An 18894-nucleotide genomic window follows, 5' to 3' on the forward strand; every position below is an offset into this window, starting at 1 on the left:
GCCTCATCGTCCTGCCTGCGGCTACGACTTTCGGCTAGCATCCACCCGGGGTTCACACGAGGGGAGTGATGCGCATGGCGGCAACCGTCTGTGCCGTGGTCGAGCGGGTGCCTGGCGAACGCCGGGTCGCGCTGACGCCGGAGATCGCAAAGAAACTGCGCGCCGCCGGCGTTGCCGTCGTCATGGAGAAAGGCGCCGGCAGCTCCGCTGCGTTTCCTGACAGCGCCTATACGGACGTCGAGTTCGTCGACAGCGCTGCTGCGGCATTGGCACGCGCCGACGTGCTGCTGAAAGTGCAGCCGCCCGAGGCCGACGAGATCGCCGCGCTGAAAGAAGGCGCCATCGTGATCGGCTACCTGCAGCCGCACACTGGCGATGAGCGCGTGCGCAGCCTGCGCGACCGCAGGCTTACTAGCTTTGCGATGGAGCTGCTGCCGCGCACGACCCGCGCCCAGGCCATGGACGTGCTCAGCTCGCAGGCCGGCATGGCTGGCTACAAGGCGGTGCTGATCGCGGCCCAGACCAGCGGCAAGTTCTTCCCGATGCTGACCACGGCCGCCGGTACCATCCGGCCCAGCAAGGTGCTGATCGTCGGCGCCGGCGTGGCCGGCCTGCAGGCGATTGCCACTGCCCGTCGGCTCGGTGCCCAGGTCGAAGGCTTCGATGTGCGCCCCGAGACGCGCGAGCAGATCGAGTCGCTGGGTGCGAAGTTTCTTGACCTTGGCGTCAGCGCGGCAGGCTCCGGTGGTTACGCGCGTGAACTGACACCGGAAGAGCGCGCCGAGCAGCAGCGCAAGCTGGCGGAGCACCTGAAGGGCGTGGATGTCATCGTGACCACCGCTGCGGTGCCGGGCCGGCCGGCGCCGAAGATCATCACCGCCAGCATGGTCGAGGGCATGAAGGCCGGTAGCGTGATCGTTGATCTCGCAGCCGAGACCGGCGGCAACTGTGAGCTGACGAAGGCCGGTGAGACGGTGCGTACCGCCAACGGCGTCGACGTGGTCGGGCCGACCCATCTGGCCTCGATGGGCTGCATCCACGCCAGCGAGATGTACGCGCGCAACCTGTACAACTTCCTGGTGCTGTCGATCAAAGAGGGCGCGATCAGCGCCGACTGGAACGACGAGCTGGTTGCGCAGACCTGCCTCACCCATGCCGGCGAGATCAAGCACGGCCCCAGCAAGCAGCGGATCGAGGGAGTAGCGGCCTGATGGACGGCTTTGTGGCGCTGTATATCTTCATGCTGGCCGCGATCTGCGGCCACGTCATCATCTCGCGGGTGCCGGTGATCCTGCACACGCCGCTGATGTCCGGCTCCAACTTCGTGCACGGCATCGTGGTGGTGGGCGCGATGATTTCGATGGCCCATGCCGATACCACGCTTGAACGCACCATCGGCTTTCTGGCCGTGCTGCTGGGTGCAGGCAATGCGGTCGGCGGCTACGTGGTCACCGAGCGCATGCTGGAGATGTTCAAGTCCAGCAAGAAGAAGGAGGGCTGATCGATGAGCCTTCCCGAATTGCTCGACCTGCTGGCCAAGTCCAGCTACTTCGCAGCCGCTCTGCTCTTCATCATCGGCCTGATGCAGATGGGCTCGCCGGTGACTGCCAAGCGCGGCACCAAGTGGGCTGGTGTCGGCATGGTGATCGCCACGGTGGTCACTTTCTTCGCGCCCAGCACCTGGGGCACGCATGGCATCGATCCGCTCAACCTCGGTCTGATGGTCGTGGCGATCGTGCTGTCCTTCGTGTTCTGGGTGTGGGGCAAGCGTGTGCCCATCACCGACATGCCGCAGATGGTCGCCATCTTCAACGGCATGGGTGGCGGCTCGGCGGCAGCGATCGGCGCCTATGCGCTGATCAACTCGGCCGCGCACCCGGGCGCCTGCACCCCGGCCGACATGGCGGCGCATGCCTGCATGGACACGACCAAACTCGTGCTCGCCGTGCTCGGCTCGCTGATCGGCGCGGTCTCGTTCTCGGGCTCGGTCATCGCCTGGGCCAAGCTGGACGGCCGCCTCGACAAGCGCTTCAGCTTCAGCGGCCAGCAGCTGGTCAACCTGCTGGTGTTCGTAGCCTGCCTCGTCCTGGGCGCGTGGCTGGTGTTCGAGCTCGACGTGCGGGTGATCATCGCCTTCTTCGTGCTGACGCTCGTCTTCGGTGTGCTCATGACCCTGCCGATCGGCGGCGCCGACATGCCGGTGGTGATCTCGCTGTACAACGCCTTCACCGGCCTTGCCGTGGCCTTCAAGGGCTATGTGCTGCAGAGCGAGTCGTTGATCATCGCCGGTACTGTGGTGGGCGCGGCCGGCATGCTGCTGACCCAGCTGATGGCCAAGGCCATGAACCGGCCGATCAGCAACGTGCTGTTCTCGAACTTTGGCGGCAGCTCGGGCGAGGCCCAGGAAATCACCGGCAGCCAGAAGCCCATTGAGGCGTCCGACGTCGCCGCGATGATGGCCTATGCCGAGCGCGTGGTCATCGTGCCGGGCTATGGCCTCGCCGTGGCCCAGGCGCAGCACAAGGTGTGGGAGCTGACCCAGCAGCTGATGAAGCGCGACGTCAAGGTCAAGTTCGCGATCCATCCGGTCGCAGGCCGCATGCCGGGCCACATGAACGTGCTGCTCGCCGAGGCCGGCGTGCCCTATGACCTGATTGCCGACATGGACGACATCAACCCGGAGTTCGCGATCACCGACGTCTCGCTGGTGATCGGCGCCAACGACGTGGTCAACCCGGTGGCCAAGACCGACCCGGCCAGCCCGATCTACGGCATGCCCATCCTTGACGTGGTGAATTCGAAAAACACCATCGTCATCAAGCGCGGCAAGGGCACCGGCTTCGCCGGCATCGAGAACGCCCTGTTCTACGCCGACAACACCCGCATGCTGTTCGGCGACGGCGCCAGCATGGTGAATCAGCTGGTGGCCGAGCTGAAGGCGCTGGACGGGGGGCACTGAGACGCCGGGATTCGGGATTGGGGATTCGGGATTCGTAGACGAGTCGGCGCTCTGGCTGCGGCTGCCGCGGAAACTGAAGACTCGAGAACTGCCGTGAAAGGAAACGCCCCGGACTCTGCCGGGGCGTTTCTTTATGGCGCTCGCCAGTGGGGACGACGCTTGTTGGCGTCACCGCGCTCGACTCACGCCATGCGGCCGTAGACATCCTCGAAGCGGACGATGTCGTCCTCGCCCAGATAGCTGCCTGACTGCACTTCGATCATCTCGAGCGGCAGCTTGCCGGGGTTCTCCAGGCGATGGACCACGCCGAGCGGAATGTAGGTGCTCTGGTTCTCGGTGAGCAGGAGCACTTCCTCGCCGCGGGTCACGCGCGCCGTGCCGCTGACCACGATCCAGTGCTCGGCGCGGTGGTGGTGCATCTGCAGGCTGAGGCTGCCGCCGGGTTTGACGGTGATGCGCTTGACCTGAAACCGCTCGCCCGAGTCGATGCTGTCGTAGGCGCCCCAGGGGCGGTAGACCTTGCGGTGCCAGACCGCGTGGCTGCGCCCGTCGGACTTCAGTGTGCCGACCAGATCCTTGACCTTCTGCAGCTGGTCGCGCCGGCCGACCAGCAGAGCGTCGTCGGTTTCCACCACCACGACGTCCTCCAGCCCGATCAGGGTGATCAGGCGCTGGCCGTGGGCGTAGGTGTTGCGGCAGTCGATGGCGATGACGTCGCCGCGATGCGCATTGCCCTGGGCGTCCTTGGGGCTGACCTCCCACAGGGCGCCCCAGGAACCGACATCGCTCCAGCCCGCGTCGAGCGGCACCACGGCGGCGTGCGGCGTGTGCTCCATCACCGCGTAATCGATGGAATCCGCAGGACAGCCCGCGAAGGCCTCGGCATCCAAGCGCACAAAGTCCTCATCCCGGCGCGCCTTTGTCAGCGCATCTCGGCAGGCGGCCAGCATGTCCGGCGCGAGACGTTCGAGTTCTTCCAGGTAGCGACTGGCGCGGATCAAGAACATGCCGCTGTTCCAGAAGTACTGCCCGGAGGCGACGTAGCCTTGCGCCGTGGCCAGATCCGGCTTCTCGACAAAGCGTTCCACCGCGCGCGCGCCGCTGCCCTCGGTCGCTTTGATATAGCCGTAGCCGGTCTCGGGCGAGGTCGGCACGACGCCGAAGGTCACCAGCTGGCCGGCCTCGGCCGCCGCCGTGGCGGCACGCACCGCCGCGTGGAAGGCCTCGACCTGCTGGATCAGATGGTCCGAGGGCAGCACCAGCAGCAGCGCGTCCTCACCGATGAACGTTGCCTCCAGCGCCGCCACGGCGATGGCGGGCGCCGTGTTGCGGCCCACCGGTTCGAGCAGGATCGACGCCGGCGTGACGCCGGCCTCGCGCAGCTGCTCGGCGATCATGAAGCGGTGGTCGACGTTGCCGACCACGATGGGCCGGCACGTGGTCAGCGCGGCTACGCGCTTCCAGGTCGCCTGCAGCAGGCTGTCCTCGCCGGTGAGCGGCAGGAATTGCTTGGGGTAGGACTCGCGCGACAGTGGCCACAGCCGAGTGCCGGAGCCGCCGGAGAGGATGACGGGAAGGATGTCCTGCATGGCCTTGAGCGTGATCGTTCGGATGGGCGGGAAGGGTAGCGCAGGCCACTTCTGCGAAGCGCTTACTGTGCAGTCAATCGCCCGAGGTGGCGGCGCGCTTGCGCGTGGAACTGCGTGCGGTTGGCTGAAGTCGCCGGTCGCGGATGCTGCAAGCCGGGCCTGCGAAGCGACGTGGGCGCGACTCAGTAGACCGGCAAACGATCCGTGGGCACCTCGGCCAGCAGCGGCGCAGCGCCGTCCTTGGCCGACAGCTCGGGGGCCGCCACCGGCCAGTCGATGGCGAGCGCCGGATCATCCCAGCGAATGCCCTTGTCCGCGGCGGCGTCGTAGGGCGTGCTGCAGAAGTAATGGAACAGAGCGTGCTCCGAGGTCACCGCAAAGCCGTGGGCAAAGCCCGGCGGAATCCAGAACTGGCGCTGGTTGGCGGCGCTGAGCACCACGGCCGCCCACTTGCCGAAGGTCGGCGAGCCGCGGCGGATGTCGACAGCGACGTCGTAGACCTCGCCCTCCAGCACCGAGACCAGCTTGCCCTGCGGGTTCGGCAGTTGGTAGTGCAGGCCGCGCAGCACGCCGCGCGCCGAGCGCGAGATATTGGCCTGCACCGCGTCCATGACGATGCCGTGCTGTGCATAGCGCTCACGGTTCCACTGCTCGAAGAAGAAGCCGCGGGCGTCGCCGAATACGCGCGGCTCGATCACCAGGCAGCCGGGCAGGTCGGTTTCGATCACCTTCACTTGGCCAGCCCCAGCTTGAGCAGGCTCATCAGGTACTGGCCGTAGCCGTTCTTCAGCAGCGGCTGCGCCAGTGCCTCGACTTGGGCGGCATCGATCCAGCCGTTCATATAGGCGATTTCTTCCGGGCAGCAGATCTTGAGCCCCTGCCGCGCTTCGATGGTCTCGACGAAGGTGCCGGCCTGCAGCAGGGATTCATGGGTGCCGGTGTCGAGCCAGGCATAGCCGCGGCCGAGCTTCTCAAGCCTGAGGCTGCCATCTTCAAGGTAGCGTCGATTGAGGTCGGTGATTTCCAGCTCGCCGCGCGCGGAAGGCTTGAGTTCGGCGGCGAAGTCGGGCGCCCGTCCGTCGTAGAAGTAGAGCCCGGTGACCGCGTAGTTCGACTTCGGCGTCTTCGGCTTTTCCTCCAGACCCATGACGGTGCCATTCGCATCGAACTCGGCCACGCCGTAGCGCTCGGGATCGCGCACCCAGTAGCCGAATACCACGGCGCCATTCTGCAAGGTCGAGGCGCGGCGCAGCTGCTCGGAGAAGCCATGGCCGTAGAAGATGTTGTCGCCCAGCACCAGACAGCTGGGCTGGCCTGCCACGAATTCGCGGCCAATCAGATAGGCCTGGGCGAGGCCGTCGGGGCTGGGCTGCACCGCGTAGTCGATGCGCATGCCCCACTGGCTGCCGTCGCCGAGCAGCTGCTTGAACAGGGCCTGCTCATGCGGGGTGTTGATCACCAGCACTTCGCGGATGCCCGCCAGCATCAGGGTGCTGAGCGGGTAGTAGATCATCGGCTTGTCGTAGACCGGCAGAAGCTGCTTGCTGATGGCCTGGGTGATCGGATACAGCCGGGTGCCGGAGCCGCCGGCGAGGATGATGCCTTTCATGAGCGCGTTCCGAAGTTCTCAGTCGTCAGCGGTTGCCATTCATGGCGCAAGCCTGTCGCAATAGCACAGCCCTGCCCAGCCATCCTTGGCTGGGCGCTCGGCGCCGCAGCGGACACCCACCGGGTGTCCGCTAGCACGCGTCACCTCGCCCGATTCTTTCGAGTCGATAGCTGCCGTCCAGCACGCGCTGCACCCAGTCCTGATGCTGCAGGTACCAGTCGACGGTTTCCTCGATGCCCTGCTCGAAGCTGCGCGAGGGCGTCCAGCCGAGTTCGGATTTCAGCTTGCTGGCGTCGATGGCATAGCGGCGGTCGTGACCGGGCCGATCCTTGACGTAGGTGATCTGCGATTCGCGCGGCGCACCGTCAGCGCGCGGTCGGCGCGCGTCCAGCAGCCGGCAGATGGTGCGCACCACGTCGATGTTCTGGCGTTCGGCATCGCCGCCGACGTTGTAGACCTCACCCACGCGGCCGGCTTCGAGCACACGTGCGATCGCGCGGCAGTGGTCGCCCACGAACAGCCAGTCACGCACATTCTTGCCATCGCCGTAGACGGGCAGGGGCTCTCCCGCCACGGCGCGTTGGATGATCAGCGGGATGAGCTTCTCCGGGAACTGGTAGGGCCCGTAGTTGTTGCTGCAGTTGGTGGTCAGCACCGGCAGCCCGTAGGTGTGGTGGTAGGCGCGCACCAGGTGGTCCGAGGCCGCCTTCGAGGCCGAATAGGGCGAGTTGGGCTGGTAGGCCGTGGTCTCGGTGAACTTGCCGGTCTCGCCCAGCGAGCCATAGACCTCGTCGGTCGAGACGTGCAGAAAGCGGAAGCCGCCGCGTGCGCCCTCATCGAGCTCGGCATACCAGCCGCGCGCGGCTTCGAGCAGCTGGAAGGTGCCGACGATGTTCGTCTGCACGAAGGCGCCGGGGCCGTCGATGCTGCGATCGACGTGGCTTTCGGCAGCGAAGTTCACGATCGCATCCGGCCGGTGCTCGGCCAGCAGGCGCCGCACCAGCTCGCGGTCGCCGATATCGCCCTGGACGAAAATGTGATTTGGGTTGCCGTCGAGGCTGCTCAGGGTGTCGCGATTGCCCGCATAGGTCAGGGCATCGAGGTTGACCACGCGATGGCCCGCGGCCACCTGCTGCAGGACGAAGTTGCCGCCGATGAAGCCGGCGCCGCCGGTGACCAGAAGTGTGCTCATGCGAAAGACAGGTCCATGGGAAGAGCGGGCCAAGACCGCGGAACGGTCCGGAAGTTTAGTCAGTGCGGATGGCGCTCAGGCGTAGGGGTCCGGGATGCCCAGCCCCGCCAGCACCTCGCGCTCGATGGCTTCCATGGCCTCGGCTTCGGTCTCTTCCATATGGTCGTGGCCCAGCAGGTGAAGTACCCCGTGCACCAGCATGTGCGCGTAGTGGTGTTTGAGCGGCTTGCCCTGCTCCTCGGCCTCGCGGGCGATGACCGGCGCGCACAGCACCAGGTCGCCGAGGATCGGCAGCGGCACGCCCGGCGGCAGCTCGGCCGGGAAGCTCAGCACATTGGTGGCGTAGTCCTTGTCGCGGTAATCGCGGTTGAGCGCGCGCCCTTCGTCGGCATCGACAATGCGCACCGACAGCTCGCCGTCCTCGCGCCGGCCGGCCAGGGCGGCTTCGGCATAGGCGCGCAGCGTGCCGGCTGCAGGCAGGCCGGCGCGCGGCAGGCCGTAGCTGATGTCGATCCGGCTCATGCCTGAGCCTTCGGCGTCGTGCCTTCGGTGGCGGCCTGCGCCTCGCGCTTGGCCAGCTCGCGCACCTCGTCGCGGCGGTCGTAGGCGCGGACGATGCGCGCCACCAGCGGATGCCGCACCACGTCGCCGGCGGTGAAGAAGGTGAAGGAAATGCCCGGCACGTCCTTCAGCACCTCCAGCGCATCGCGCAGGCCGGACTTCTGGCCGCGCTGCAGGTCGATCTGGCTCAAGTCGCCCGTGATCACCGCGGTGGCGCCGAAGCCGATGCGGGTCAGGAACATCTTCATCTGCTCGACCGTGGTGTTCTGCGCCTCGTCGAGAATCACGAAGGCGTCGTTGAGCGTGCGCCCGCGCATGTAGGCCAGCGGCGCGATCTCGATGACGTTGCGCTCCAGCAGCTTGGCCACGCGCTCGGTGCCGAGCATCTCGTAGAGCGCGTCGTACAGCGGCCGCAGATAGGGGTCGACCTTCTGGCTCAGGTCGCCGGGCAGGAAGCCGAGCTTCTCGCCGGCTTCGACCGCCGGCCGCACCAGCACCAGGCGCTGCACGCGGTTCTCGTTGAGCGCTTCCACCGCCATCGCCACGGCGAGGAAGGTCTTGCCGGTGCCGGCCGGGCCGATGCCGAAGTTGATGTCGTGGGTGGCGATCGCGTGCAGGTAGCGCGCCTGGTTGGGGCCACGGCCCTTGACCACCCCGCGCTTGACCTTGATGGCCACCTCCTGCGCGCCCTGCGCGGCATCGGCGGCGGTGCGCTCGACCAGGGCATCCACGCCCGCCTCCTGCAGGCGCAGATGCACCTTCGCGGCGTTCAGGATCTCGTGTCCGGTGTCGTCGTAGAGCTCGTGCAGCAGGGCTTCGGCCTTGTCGGCCAAGGGCTCCTCGGCGATCACCCTGAACACATTGCCGCGGTTGGCGATCTCCACGCCGAGGCGCAACTCGATCAGGCGCAGGTGCTCGTCGAGCGGGCCGCAGAGGTTGGCCAGGCGTTCCAAGCTGTCGGGTTCGAGCACGAAGTCGCGCTGGACGAGCGCGTTGCCGCTCACGCCGCCTCCGCGTCGTCGCGCAGCTGCACGCGGCCGCGCAGCGAATTCGAGAGCGCCTCGGTGATCAGCACGTCGACGAACTGGCCAATCAGGCGGGCAGGGGCGGCGAAATTCACGAAGCGCATGTTCTCGGTGCGGCCGGTGAGCTCGTTCGGGTCCTTCTTGCTGGGGCCTTCGACCAGCACCCGCTGCACGCTGCCGACCATGGCCTGCGAGATCTTCTTCGCGTTGGCATCGATCGCCGCCTGCAGCCTCGCAAGCCGCGCGCTCTTTTCCGCCGCGGGTGTTTCGTCCGGCAGGTTGGCGGCGGGCGTGCCCGGGCGCGAGGAGTAGATGAAAGAGAAGCTCTGGTCGAAGCCGATATCCTCGATCAGCTTCATGGTGGCCTCGAAGTCGCGCTCGCTCTCGCCGGGGAAGCCGACGATGAAGTCCGAGCTGATCGAGATGCCCGGCTTGGCCTCCTTCAGGCGTCGGATCTTGGCTTTGTATTCCAGCGCGGTATGGCCGCGCTTCATCGCCGCCAGAATGCGATCCGAGCCGGCCTGCACCGGCAGGTGAACGAAGGAGGCCAGCTGCGGCACGTCGCGATGGGCTTCGATCAGGCTGTCGCTGAACTCGACCGGGTGCGAGGTGGTGTAGCGGATGCGGCCGATGCCCGGGATCTCGGCGATTGCACGGATCAGGTCGGCGAGATCGGCGGTGCCGGCCTCGGCATCGTTGCGGTCCAGCGCGCCACGGTAGGCGTTGACGTTCTGGCCCAGCAGGTTCACTTCCTTGACGCCCTGCTCGGCCAGTTGGGCGACCTCGACCAGCACGTCCTCGAAGGGCCGGCTGACTTCTTCGCCGCGGGTGTAGGGCACCACGCAGAAGGTGCAGTACTTGCTGCAGCCCTCCATGATCGAAACAAAGGCCGTCGGTCCTTCGGCGCGCGGCTCGGGGAGGCGGTCGAACTTCTCGATCTCCGGGAAGCTGATGTCGACCTGCGGACGGCCGGTTTCGCGCTTGGCCTCGATCATCTCGGGCAGGCGATGCAGGGTCTGCGGGCCGAACACCAGGTCGACGTAGGGCGCACGCTTCAGGATGGCTTCGCCCTCCTGGCTGGCCACGCAGCCGCCGACGCCGATGATGACCTTGTCGTTCTTCTTCTTGAGCTGCTTCCAGCGGCCGAGCTGGCTGAACACCTTCTCCTGCGCCTTCTCGCGGATCGAGCAGGTGTTGACCAGGATGACGTCGGCTTCGTCCTCGTTCTCGGTGAGTTCGAGTCCGTGCGATTCGGCCAGCACGGCGGCCATTTTGTCCGAGTCGTACTCGTTCATCTGGCAGCCGTGGGTCTTGACGAAGAGTTTGCCGGCCATGGGCGGGGCACCTTGCGAATGAGTGGAGCGGCGCGCTGCTTGCTCTGGGGGGCGCCGGCGAAGCCCGCAATTGTAGGCCCGACAGACACTTGCGGCTACTCGCCTGCGGGCCGTCACGCGATCGGGCCTTGTGCCGGCCCGGCCCGCTGGCCATGCTGGCGGACCGTCTGGAGTCCGCCGCGCCCACCATGCACATTCCCTCCGATGTCGAACTGCTGCAGCTGGCCGTTGAGGTCGGCGCGCGCCTGCAGGCCGAGCGCCTGTCGCTGGTGACTGCCGAGAGCTGCACCGGCGGCTGGATCGCCAAGACGATCACCGATGTGCCCGGCTGCTCGGCCTGGTTCGAGTGCGGCATCGCCGCCTACAGCTACGAAGCCAAGCAGGGCTTGCTGGGCGTACGCCCCGACACCCTGTTGGAGCATGGCGCGGTCAGCCGCGAGACCGTGTTGGAAATGGTCTCGGGTGCATTGACCCATGCGGGCGCCACGGTGTCGGTGGCGGTGACCGGGATCGCCGGGCCCAGCGGCGGTACCGATGACAAGCCGGTCGGCACCGTCTGGTTGGCTTGGAAGCGTCGCGGCGGCTACCCGCGCGCTGAGCTGCATCACTTCGAGGGCGACCGCGAGGCCATCCGTCGGCAGACCGTGGCGGTTGCCCTGCGCGGAATCCTCGCGATTCCTACGCCCGGGTAAGCCTTTTGCCGAAGTCACCACATGAATATGTGGGATACTTTGCGCCTGCCTTGCGGCGGTGATCTCAACTTCTGAGAACGCGCTCCCGCAATTTCCCCGCACTTTCAACGATTCAGCCGGCAAGGATCCACCATGGACGACAACAAGAAGCGCGCCCTTTCCGCAGCCCTGTCCCAGATCGAGAAGCAGTTCGGCAAGGGCGCGGTGATGCGCATGGGCGACCAGGCCATCGAGAAGGCCGAAGTGATCGGCACCGGCTCGCTGATGCTCGATATCGCGCTCGGCATTGGCGGTCTGCCCAAGGGGCGTGTGATCGAGATCTACGGTCCCGAGTCTTCGGGCAAGACCACCCTGACCCTGCAGGCCATCGCCCAGTGCCAGAAGCAGGGCGGCACCGCTGCCTTCGTCGACGCCGAACACGCGCTCGACCCCACCTACGCGCAGAAGCTGGGCGTCAATGTCGATGATCTGCTGGTCAGCCAGCCCGACACCGGCGAGCAGGCGCTGGAAATCGCCGACATGCTGGTGCGTTCGAACGCCGTCGACATGGTGGTGATCGACTCGGTCGCGGCGCTCACGCCCAAGGCCGAAATCGAAGGCGACATGGGTGACCAGCTGCCCGGCCTGCAGGCGCGCCTGATGAGCCAGGCGCTGCGCAAGCTCACCGGCAACATCAAGCGCAGCAACTGCCTGGTCATCTTCATCAACCAGCTGCGCATGAAGATCGGCGTTATGATGCCGGGCCAGAGCCCGGAAACCACGACGGGCGGCAACGCGCTCAAGTTCTACGCCTCGGTGCGTCTGGACATCCGCCGCATCGGCGCGGTCAAGAAGGGCGACGAGATCATCGGCAACCAGACCAAGATCAAGGTCGTCAAAAACAAGATGGCGCCGCCCTTCAAGCAGATCGTCACCGAGATCCTGTACGGCGAGGGCATCAGCCGGGAGGGCGAGCTGATCGATATGGGGGTGGACGCGAAACTGGTCGAGAAGTCCGGCGCCTGGTACGGCTACAACGGCGAGCGCATCGGCCAGGGCAAGGAGAACGCCCGCCAGTGGCTGAAGGACAACCCGGCGGCCGCCGCCGAGCTCGAAGCCAAGCTACGCGAACTGTTCGTGCCCTCGGTGGCGGTGGCGGGCGACGACTCGGCGGATGACTGAAGGCGAGCCGTCCAAGCGCCGACGCTCGGCGTCGGCGCTGACGCGCGCGGTCGCCCTGCTGGCGCGGCGCGAGCACTCGGCGCTTGAATTGAAACGCAAGCTGCTGGAGCGGGGCTTTCCCGCCGATGAGGTCGAGGCGGCGCTTGCCCGACTCGGCGAACAGGGCCTGCAGGACGATGCGCGCTTCGCTGAAGCGCTCGCCCGCGCGCGCGCCAGCAGCGGGCGCGGGCCGCTGCGGCTCAAGGCCGAGCTCGCCCAGCATCGGCTCTCGGAGGGGCTGGCCGAGCGAGCGATCGAAGCCGCCGAAGGCGAGCAGGCCTGGGCCGAGCGCGCGCTCGAATTGGCGACCCGTCGGCTGCGTGGGGAAGACCCGTCTGATCCGCGCGTGCGTCGTCGGCTTGCCGATTTTCTGCTGCGGCGAGGGTTTCCGCAGACCGTGGTCTGGGAGGTGCTGAGGCGGCTGGGCGAACAGCCGCACGAGGCGGGAGATTTCTGATCCCTACGGCGCGGGTTGCCCCGTCAAGGGGTGTGCGGCGCAGCCGCAGGCTCAGTTGGCGTCGAGGTGGATCAGCCGCACGCGGCGGCCTTCGGCATCGGTGCCCTGCATGCGTCGCAGTCCGATGCGATCGAAGCTGTGGGCGATGGCCTCTTCGCCGGACACGATGCTGAGTTCGCACAGTTCGGGAATCTGCTCGGCCTTGCCGCCGCCGACTCGGCAGGCAAGCGCCGCGCCCTGTTCGGGATCCAGCAGTATGAAACCGCTGGCATCGATCTCGACCTCGGAGAAGACGAGTTGGCGTGCACTTGATCGGCCTTGCTCGTCGGCGGGCGGCAGCAGCAGCCATTCGCCCCTGCCCCAGACGCGGGCGAGAGAGGCGTCGAAGCCGAAGCGCACGAGTTCGATCTGGCGCAGGCTGAGGTCGCCGGTCTGCGGCTCCTGGTAGGCCAGCCACAGCCGGGCCTTCGAGGGCGAGACGGGTTCGATCAGCATCGAGCCGATGCTCTGCACGGAGCGCGGCTCGCGAAACGGTTGAGCTGGGCCAGAACCGTCGGAGAGCCGGCTGAGGCTCAAGCGGGTGAAATGTGGGCCGATCATGCCGGCGCCAAGGCTCCATTCCGGCTGCCCCGAGGCGTCGTAGCCGTAGAGCACGCCGCTCAGCGTCCCGCTCTGGCGCTCAAGGTTCAAGCCGATGCCGCGGCCGGCCCAAGGGCTCTGGGCCGCAGGGTCCGCCCACCAGTAGCCGCTTTCCAGCTCCGGTGCCAGGGCGACTTCGCCGCCCATCGCGATCAGCTCGAAACCCCGAAGGCGCAGCCCAGCGCTCGATCGCACCACGAAGTGCACGCGCTGCAGGCCAACTTCCTGAAGCCCCTCGCGGGCGGTCGCGAGCAGCCGGGTGTCGAGGCTGTACTGCGTCAGCGCCTGCCCGCAGAACTGCCCCTCGCTTGCGTCTCTCGCAGTGACCCAGACATCCAGCCCGGCGACCTCGATCGTCTCCAGCTGCGGGGTGCAGGCATTCGGCCAGCTGTCTTCGATACGCAGGTCGAAACCCTGGCCCGGGGCCGCGGCAGCCTGCAGCAATTGGATGCGGGCGCCGGCAGCAAGCGCCGAAGCGGGCAGGGTGAGAATCAGCAGAAGAACGAAGAAGCGAGGCATGGAAGGACGGGGATGGCTCAGGAACGGCAGGCCCGAACTTTAGCAGTTCGCCTGGAGCTCGATCGGCTGGGCCGGCGCGGTCGATGGAATCGGGTCGGCCTGCGCGACAGCCCCGGAGTCGCGCCTGTGGCTGAATCGCATGACCACAGGCGGGTTCCGCTGGCTCTGCGTCTTTCGGATAATGGCGGGTCCGCCGCGCGCCGGTTAGCGTACGCGGCTTGGCCGCGCTCCACTCGCGGGCGCGCCATCGGATCCTTCCCGGGGCCCGCATGCGGGTCCTGTCCCTCGTTCGAGACAGGCAAACGGAATCCCACCTATGAGCACCACTATCGCGGTCATCCGCGGCGACGGCATCGGCCCCGAGATCATGGACGCTACCCTGCACGTGCTGGATGCGATGCAGCTGGGCCTGAAGTACGAATTTGTCGACGCCGGCATGGTGGCGCTGGAGAAACACGGTGAATTGCTGCCTGCCGCAACCCTCGAGGCCATCGCCCGCCTGGGCGTAGCGCTCAAGAGTCCGCTGACCACGCCGGTGGGCGAGGGCTTTTCGTCGATCAATGTCGAACTGCGCAAGCGTTTCGATCTCTACGCCAACGTGCGCCCGGCGATCTCGTTCCCGAACACCAAGGCGCGCTACAGCGGCATCGACATCATCACCGTGCGCGAGAACACCGAAGGTGCCTACATCGGCGAGGGCCAGACCGTCTCGCCGGATGGCGAGGTCGCCACGCTGACCCAGAAGATCACCCGCAAGGGCTCAGAGCGCATCGTCCGCTATGCCTTCGAGTTGGCCCGCAGTGCAGGTCGGCGCAAGGTCACCATCGTCCACAAGGCCAACATCCTGAAGAGCACTTCGGGCCTGTTCCTGAAGGTCGCCCGGGAAGTGGCCAAGCTGTATCCGGACATCGAGTGCAACGAGATGATCGTCGACAACACCTGCATGCAGCTGGTGATGCGCCCCGAGCAGTTCGACATCATCTGCACCACCAATCTGTTCGGCGACATCGTGTCCGACCTGTGTGCCGGACTTGTCGGCGGCCTGGGCCTCGCGCCGGGCGCCAACATCGGTGAGAAGGCGGCGATCTTCGAAGCCGTGCACGGCTCGGCGCCGGATATCGCCGGCCAGGGCATCGCCAACCCCTGTGCGCTGCTGCTGGGCGCGGCACAGATGCTCGGCCATCTCGGCATGGAGCCGGCGGCCAAGCGCCTGCGCGCCGCCATCGTCGCCACCATGGAGGCCCGCGATCGACTCACGCCGGATCTCGGCGGCAGCGGCAGCACCATGGAGTTCGCTCGCGCCATTGCCGAGCGCGCGACTGCCTGATCGATCACCGGCAGATCCTCGCCGGAACAAGAAGAGGCGGCGTGCCGAAACACGCCGCCTCTTCTGTGTGTGGCTGAGGCAAGGGAAGACTCGGCGCTCAGTTCCCGCCCAAGGTCGGATCGCTGTTCGGGAACAGGTTCACCCTGTCGCGCTGGAAGCGCCCGCCTTCGGTTCCCGGGTAGGTCACATCGAAACTGATCCGGTTGCCCTGCGCGCCGGCGCCGCCCTGGACCAGATCGAGAGTCATGCTGCCGATTGGCTCGGACAGCTGGATGCCATCGGTCGAAGGGCAGGTCCGGCAGTAGCCGGCCACCTGACGCAGTGGCTGCGCCTGCCCTGGCCTGAAGTCGGTCGCCTGGCCGATGGCCCAGCGAGGTTTGCCGGTGGCATCCGCATAAAACAGGATCGAGAAGAGGCCATCTGCCGCAGTGCCCCTGTCGGTCGAGCCATCGAAGCTCTGCAGGGCCAGCCCCCAACCGCTATCCCCCAGCGAGTACCAGATGCTGCTGAAGTCGCGCTGCACGCGGCCGGGCATCACCACGGGCTGCATGCACCACTGGATGCGCTCGCCGTTGATGCGGGCCGTCATCACCGCCAAGGGGCCGTCCAGCCTGCGGTCGGGGTGGCCGTCCTGGCAGGCCGGATGCAGTCGCGCATTGTTGAAGTTGATCCTGATCGTGCCGGAGTAAGCTGCGCTGGCATCGGACACCGAGTTGTTAGGGCCGAGGTAGTTCTGCCGCAGCAGGGAGTCGCCGAAGGTGTTGCGGGCCGGCACGAACACCCCATCGACGACCGGCCCCGACGAGACGTACCACTCGGGGTTGCCGTCGGCGTCGAAGGTGTAGAAACCCAAGAAGTACTCGGCATCGCGGCCGGTGATGCTGGGCGAGATCAGGCGGAAGTCGATGCCGTGTCCGCTGCGTGCCGGATCGTAGAACTGGTAGCTTGGCGCACTGCTGAAGGTCTTGCTCGTGCCGGGCGTGTCCCTCCAGCCCAGGTCCCGCAGCATGCCGCCAGCGATGCCGAGCTCGCGCGGAGGCGTGCTGCCGACGGTCGGATACATCAGCTGCGGGCCGTAGCTGGCGAAACTCTGGATGTGCGAGTAGGTGGAGCCGGCCTCGATGGTCGTCGGGGAATGCAGGCGGATGAAATTGTCGGGCGGTGCGAAGTTGAGGGTCCCCGCGGTCGTCGCGGCGCGTTCACCCGCGAAGCGAAGGCGGCCGAAGGATGTCAGGGCGGCTGCGCGCTCTGCATCGCTGATACGCAGGAACTCGCGAAAGCCCTCGCCCCCCGCATTGACTGCGACCGCGCGCGCGCCGTAGGCGTCGTCCCATGCCGGGCCGCCGTCCACCAGCCTGAGCTTGGCGCCGATCGGGCCATCGGCATCCTCCTCCAAGTTGACCAGGCCGAAGATGCCCAGCCCGTGGAGCACTTCGTGCAGCGCCACCGACACGAAACTGCTGCCGACCCCGCTGGCTCCTGAGTTGATCCCGTAATCGAAGCGCGCAGCGCCCGGCTGGTCCAGCTTGGAATTGAAGGTCGCGCGCACATCGAATTCGCCGCCGCAGGCGATCCTGCGATCAATCCGGCAGCTGCTGGTGCCGAGCTGCTGCGCGGCGGCTGCCATTGCGAACCAGGTGTAGTCGCGCTCCAGTGCGGGCAGGTTCGAGCCGAATCCGACATCGCTCACGAACACGGACTGCGGTGCGGCCTGGGCCAAGGTGAAGCGATTGCCCGTGGCGTCCCCGAGGTCGGACCAGCACGCCTGGATCCGGACTGGCAGACGCGGCTTCAGCTGTTCGCTGAGCAGGCGTGCGGCAGCGCGGGCGGCTTCGCGGCGCTGCTCGCCCAGAGTCGTGCCCGGATTGCCGCGGGCCGGTTCCAGCGGAGTGGAATCGTTCCAGCCACTGGTGTCGCACGGGTTCTGGGTCGTGCCCGCATGGTCGAACACGAACTCCACCTGCGCGTGCGCCGACTCCTCTTGTTGGAAGCTGACGGTCAGGCTCGCATCCGCCGGCGCACTGTCGAAGTTCACCAGGCCGATGTGCCAGCGTCCGGGCGAGAGCGCGATCGGATTGGCGTCACTGACGAGCAGGAACTCCTCGCCGCCGGCGCTGGCCGATCGATAGTGCGCCTGGTCGAAGAACTGGTTCACGTCGATGCCGCCCTCTGTGCGCAGATCGAACGGAGTTCCTCGCCGAAGCAGCAGGTCCACGTCCTGGGCAGGGTTGGCTGCCGCCAGCTCAAGCCGCATCCGGCGCGCGTCCGCTGGCACGTCCACCACCCACGAGGTGGTGATCTGTCGACCCGGAATCTGGAGCTCCTGGGGCTGGCCGGGCAGAAGCGCCAAAGGGGTGGACTGCGCGAACCCCAGTGCAGGCGTCGCGATCGAGGCCAATATGAAGCTTCTGGCCAGGCGCTTCATTCGCTGTCGTCCTCGGCTGGGGCGTCGGCATCCACGGCGGACGCGTGGCTGCAGTCGAAATGCAGGCTGCCGTCCGCGTGTCGATGGGCGCGCAGCTCGAGCAGCACCGGCTGGTCAGCGCGCACCTCGGGGTGCGGCTTGATGTCATGGATCGACTTGCCGGGCGGCAGCGCGATGGGGTGGAACTCGGGTTTTGGCTGCGCGGCCGATGCGCCGAGCGGGAGGGTCAGCAACAGAAAGACGCGAGGCCAGGATGTCAGCTTCATAGGCTTCCACAGGGACGAAGTTGGGACGCCGAGGGCAGGCCCTCGTGAGCGGGCGGAGCGAAGGCATTGCTGCGCAACGCCAGCACGAGTTCTGGCCGATGCCGGACTCGTGCGGCCCTAGGGTAGCGCTGAGGATCTAAGCGTTGTGGCACGACGTGGAGCGCGCGATGTCTGATCCAGCGCAAGCGAGTCAGGACAGCTGCGGGGCTCTCGACTACGGATCACGGCCAGAAGGGGCTTGAGCCGTGTTGCCTCAGAGCGGCCTCCGGGCGGCGAGATGGTCCAGCACGGCCAGCTCGCCCAGGCCCGGCCGGTAGGCCGCTCGCAGGGCCTGGTGCACGAAGCCGATGGCATGCCCGACCGCAGCGGGAACCTCCATGCCGGTGGCAATCAGGGCGGCGATCGCGGAGGACAGGGTGCAGCCCGTGCCGTGCGGCGACAGGTCCAGCCGTTGCTGTGACCAGCTCAGGACCTGTGGATCTGCCCCATAGAGTCGGTCATGGACTTGGTCCCCTTCGCCGAGGTGCCCGCCTTTCATCAGCACCCAGGCAGCGCCGGCCGCGCGCAGCTCGGCGGCGGCCTGCGCACAGGCTTCGGCGTCCGCGAGCGGGCGCTCGACCAGCACCTCGGCTTCGGGCAGGTTGGGGGTGAGGACCGTGGCGCGCGGCAGCAGGCTCAGTTTGAGCGCATGGATGGCATCGGCGGCTAGCAGGCGTGCGCCCGAACTGGCGACCATGACCGGATCGAGGACGACCGGGATGTCCGGCCGCGCTGCCAGCGCATCGGCGACGCAGTGGATGCGAGCGGCGTCCGCCAACATGCCGATCTTGATCGCCCGCACATCGAAGTCCTCCAGCAGGCAGCGGATCTGCTCATGCAGGAAGCCGAGCGAGGGGAGCTCCACCGCGCTCACGCCTCGTGTCGTCTGCGCGGTCAGGGCGGCGATCGCCGTGAGTCCGTGCACGCCCAGCGCGGCAAAGGTCTTGAGGTCGGCCTGGATACCCGCGCCGCCGCCGGAGTCCGAGCCAGCGATGCTCAGCACGGAGGGGGGGCGTTCGAGGAGGGTGTTGTGGATATGAGACATCGTTGCTGGCTCAGGC

The 18894-nt window shown here is 67.1% G+C and carries 18 protein-coding genes; 7 read left to right on the plus strand and 11 right to left on the minus strand.

Features of this window, described 5'->3' with window-relative positions:
• Positions 1-74 precede the first annotated feature (74 nt).
• Genes BLP83_RS01350 through BLP83_RS01360 form a run of 3 tightly spaced genes read left to right on the plus strand, consistent with a single transcriptional unit; the run spans position 75 to position 2959 of the window.
• On the plus strand, positions 75-1211 hold the full coding sequence (locus tag BLP83_RS01350; protein ID WP_091239378.1) for a Re/Si-specific NAD(P)(+) transhydrogenase subunit alpha: 1137 nt from the start codon (positions 75-77) through the stop codon (positions 1209-1211).
• Positions 1208-1501 (plus strand): NAD(P) transhydrogenase subunit alpha part 2, encoded by a 294-nt coding sequence (locus BLP83_RS01355; protein WP_091237920.1) that lies wholly within the window; start codon positions 1208-1210, stop codon positions 1499-1501. Before BLP83_RS01350 ends, BLP83_RS01355 begins: the two co-directional genes overlap by 4 nt.
• A 3-nt stretch (positions 1502-1504) precedes the next feature.
• Positions 1505-2959 carry an NAD(P)(+) transhydrogenase (Re/Si-specific) subunit beta gene (locus BLP83_RS01360; RefSeq protein ID WP_091237921.1) on the plus strand — a complete coding sequence of 485 codons (1455 nt, stop codon included), beginning with the start codon at positions 1505-1507 and terminating at the stop codon, positions 2957-2959.
• A 182-nt stretch (positions 2960-3141) separates the two neighbouring features.
• Here BLP83_RS01360 and BLP83_RS01365 read toward each other — a convergent pair whose 3' ends face one another.
• The 7 genes from BLP83_RS01365 to miaB all read right to left on the minus strand — a co-directional run bounded on the left by BLP83_RS01365 (position 3142) and on the right by miaB (position 10269).
• Complete coding sequence (locus BLP83_RS01365; RefSeq protein WP_091237923.1) at positions 3142-4548, minus strand: mannose-1-phosphate guanylyltransferase/mannose-6-phosphate isomerase; 1407 nt, start codon at positions 4546-4548, stop codon at positions 3142-3144.
• A gap of 182 nt (positions 4549-4730) precedes the next feature.
• The gene (gene rfbC / locus BLP83_RS01370) at positions 4731-5282 is read right to left on the minus strand and encodes a dTDP-4-dehydrorhamnose 3,5-epimerase (RefSeq protein WP_091237924.1); all 552 of its coding nucleotides are present in this window, start codon (positions 5280-5282) and stop codon (positions 4731-4733) included.
• On the minus strand, positions 5279-6157 hold the full coding sequence (rfbA, locus tag BLP83_RS01375) for a glucose-1-phosphate thymidylyltransferase RfbA (RefSeq protein ID WP_091237926.1): 879 nt from the start codon (positions 6155-6157) through the stop codon (positions 5279-5281). Before rfbA ends, rfbC begins: the two co-directional genes overlap by 4 nt.
• Positions 6158-6287: 130 nt before the next feature.
• Entirely contained in the window at positions 6288-7349 is a 1062-nt protein-coding gene (rfbB, locus tag BLP83_RS01380; RefSeq protein ID WP_091237928.1) for a dTDP-glucose 4,6-dehydratase, read from the minus strand.
• A gap of 75 nt (positions 7350-7424) precedes the next feature.
• Positions 7425-7871, minus strand: a complete 447-nt coding sequence (gene ybeY / locus BLP83_RS01385) for an rRNA maturation RNase YbeY (protein WP_091237929.1) — start codon at positions 7869-7871, stop codon at positions 7425-7427.
• Positions 7868-8914, minus strand: coding sequence for a PhoH family protein (locus BLP83_RS01390; protein WP_091237931.1), 1047 nt, complete (start codon positions 8912-8914; stop codon positions 7868-7870). The genes ybeY and BLP83_RS01390 overlap by 4 nt, the downstream gene beginning before the upstream one ends.
• The gene (gene miaB / locus BLP83_RS01395) at positions 8911-10269 is read right to left on the minus strand and encodes a tRNA (N6-isopentenyl adenosine(37)-C2)-methylthiotransferase MiaB (protein ID WP_091237933.1); all 1359 of its coding nucleotides are present in this window, start codon (positions 10267-10269) and stop codon (positions 8911-8913) included. The genes BLP83_RS01390 and miaB overlap by 4 nt, the downstream gene beginning before the upstream one ends.
• Positions 10270-10457: 188 nt before the next feature.
• Here miaB and BLP83_RS01400 point away from each other — a divergent pair, with 188 nt between their 5' ends.
• The 3 genes from BLP83_RS01400 to BLP83_RS01410 all read left to right on the plus strand — a co-directional run bounded on the left by BLP83_RS01400 (position 10458) and on the right by BLP83_RS01410 (position 12618).
• Entirely contained in the window at positions 10458-10961 is a 504-nt protein-coding gene (locus tag BLP83_RS01400; RefSeq protein ID WP_091239380.1) for a CinA family protein, read from the plus strand.
• A 132-nt stretch (positions 10962-11093) separates the two neighbouring features.
• The gene (gene recA, locus BLP83_RS01405; RefSeq protein WP_091237936.1) at positions 11094-12122 is read left to right on the plus strand and encodes a recombinase RecA; all 1029 of its coding nucleotides are present in this window, start codon (positions 11094-11096) and stop codon (positions 12120-12122) included.
• Positions 12115-12618 (plus strand): regulatory protein RecX, encoded by a 504-nt coding sequence (locus BLP83_RS01410; RefSeq protein WP_091237939.1) that lies wholly within the window; start codon positions 12115-12117, stop codon positions 12616-12618. Before recA ends, BLP83_RS01410 begins: the two co-directional genes overlap by 8 nt.
• Positions 12619-12669: 51 nt before the next feature.
• On the opposite strand, the gene BLP83_RS01415 is transcribed toward BLP83_RS01410, so the two are convergent.
• Positions 12670-13776, minus strand: a complete 1107-nt coding sequence (locus BLP83_RS01415) for a hypothetical protein (protein WP_091237942.1) — start codon at positions 13774-13776, stop codon at positions 12670-12672.
• A 316-nt stretch (positions 13777-14092) separates the two neighbouring features.
• Between BLP83_RS01415 and BLP83_RS01420 the strand changes: the two genes are divergently transcribed.
• Positions 14093-15103 carry an isocitrate dehydrogenase gene (locus BLP83_RS01420; RefSeq protein ID WP_091237944.1) on the plus strand — a complete coding sequence of 337 codons (1011 nt, stop codon included), beginning with the start codon at positions 14093-14095 and terminating at the stop codon, positions 15101-15103.
• Between the two features lie 97 nt (positions 15104-15200).
• Here the strand turns inward: BLP83_RS01420 and BLP83_RS01425 are convergent, their stop codons facing one another.
• From BLP83_RS01425 to thiD, 3 genes are all read right to left on the minus strand, one after another.
• On the minus strand, positions 15201-17528 hold the full coding sequence (locus BLP83_RS01425) for a hypothetical protein (protein WP_091237947.1): 2328 nt from the start codon (positions 17526-17528) through the stop codon (positions 15201-15203).
• Positions 17525-17761 (minus strand): hypothetical protein, encoded by a 237-nt coding sequence (locus BLP83_RS01430; protein ID WP_143006514.1) that lies wholly within the window; start codon positions 17759-17761, stop codon positions 17525-17527. Before BLP83_RS01430 ends, BLP83_RS01425 begins: the two co-directional genes overlap by 4 nt.
• Positions 17762-18047: 286 nt before the next feature.
• Positions 18048-18878 carry a bifunctional hydroxymethylpyrimidine kinase/phosphomethylpyrimidine kinase gene (gene thiD, locus BLP83_RS01435; RefSeq protein WP_091237951.1) on the minus strand — a complete coding sequence of 277 codons (831 nt, stop codon included), beginning with the start codon at positions 18876-18878 and terminating at the stop codon, positions 18048-18050.
• Positions 18879-18894: the final 16 nt, after the last annotated feature.

Source organism: Aquimonas voraii, assembly GCF_900101825.1.
GTDB classification, from domain to species: domain Bacteria; phylum Pseudomonadota; class Gammaproteobacteria; order Xanthomonadales; family Xanthomonadaceae; genus Aquimonas; species Aquimonas voraii.

Coding starts and splice junctions, on each gene's coding strand:
- BLP83_RS01365 (WP_091237923.1), bottom strand. CDS start 4,548: ATGCAGGACATCCTTCCCGTCATCCTCTCCGGCGGCTCCGGCACTCGG.
- BLP83_RS01415 (WP_091237942.1), bottom strand. CDS start 13,776: ATGCCTCGCTTCTTCGTTCTTCTGCTGATTCTCACCCTGCCCGCTTCG.
- miaB (WP_091237933.1), bottom strand. CDS start 10,269: ATGGCCGGCAAACTCTTCGTCAAGACCCACGGCTGCCAGATGAACGAG.
- BLP83_RS01350 (WP_091239378.1), top strand. CDS start 75: ATGGCGGCAACCGTCTGTGCCGTGGTCGAGCGGGTGCCTGGCGAACGC.
- rfbB (WP_091237928.1), bottom strand. CDS start 7,349: ATGAGCACACTTCTGGTCACCGGCGGCGCCGGCTTCATCGGCGGCAAC.
- ybeY (WP_091237929.1), bottom strand. CDS start 7,871: ATGAGCCGGATCGACATCAGCTACGGCCTGCCGCGCGCCGGCCTGCCT.
- BLP83_RS01410 (WP_091237939.1), top strand. CDS start 12,115: ATGACTGAAGGCGAGCCGTCCAAGCGCCGACGCTCGGCGTCGGCGCTG.
- BLP83_RS01420 (WP_091237944.1), top strand. CDS start 14,093: ATGAGCACCACTATCGCGGTCATCCGCGGCGACGGCATCGGCCCCGAG.
- recA (WP_091237936.1), top strand. CDS start 11,094: ATGGACGACAACAAGAAGCGCGCCCTTTCCGCAGCCCTGTCCCAGATC.
- BLP83_RS01360 (WP_091237921.1), top strand. CDS start 1,505: ATGAGCCTTCCCGAATTGCTCGACCTGCTGGCCAAGTCCAGCTACTTC.
- thiD (WP_091237951.1), bottom strand. CDS start 18,878: ATGTCTCATATCCACAACACCCTCCTCGAACGCCCCCCCTCCGTGCTG.
- rfbA (WP_091237926.1), bottom strand. CDS start 6,157: ATGAAAGGCATCATCCTCGCCGGCGGCTCCGGCACCCGGCTGTATCCG.
- BLP83_RS01425 (WP_091237947.1), bottom strand. CDS start 17,528: ATGAAGCGCCTGGCCAGAAGCTTCATATTGGCCTCGATCGCGACGCCT.
- BLP83_RS01400 (WP_091239380.1), top strand. CDS start 10,458: ATGCACATTCCCTCCGATGTCGAACTGCTGCAGCTGGCCGTTGAGGTC.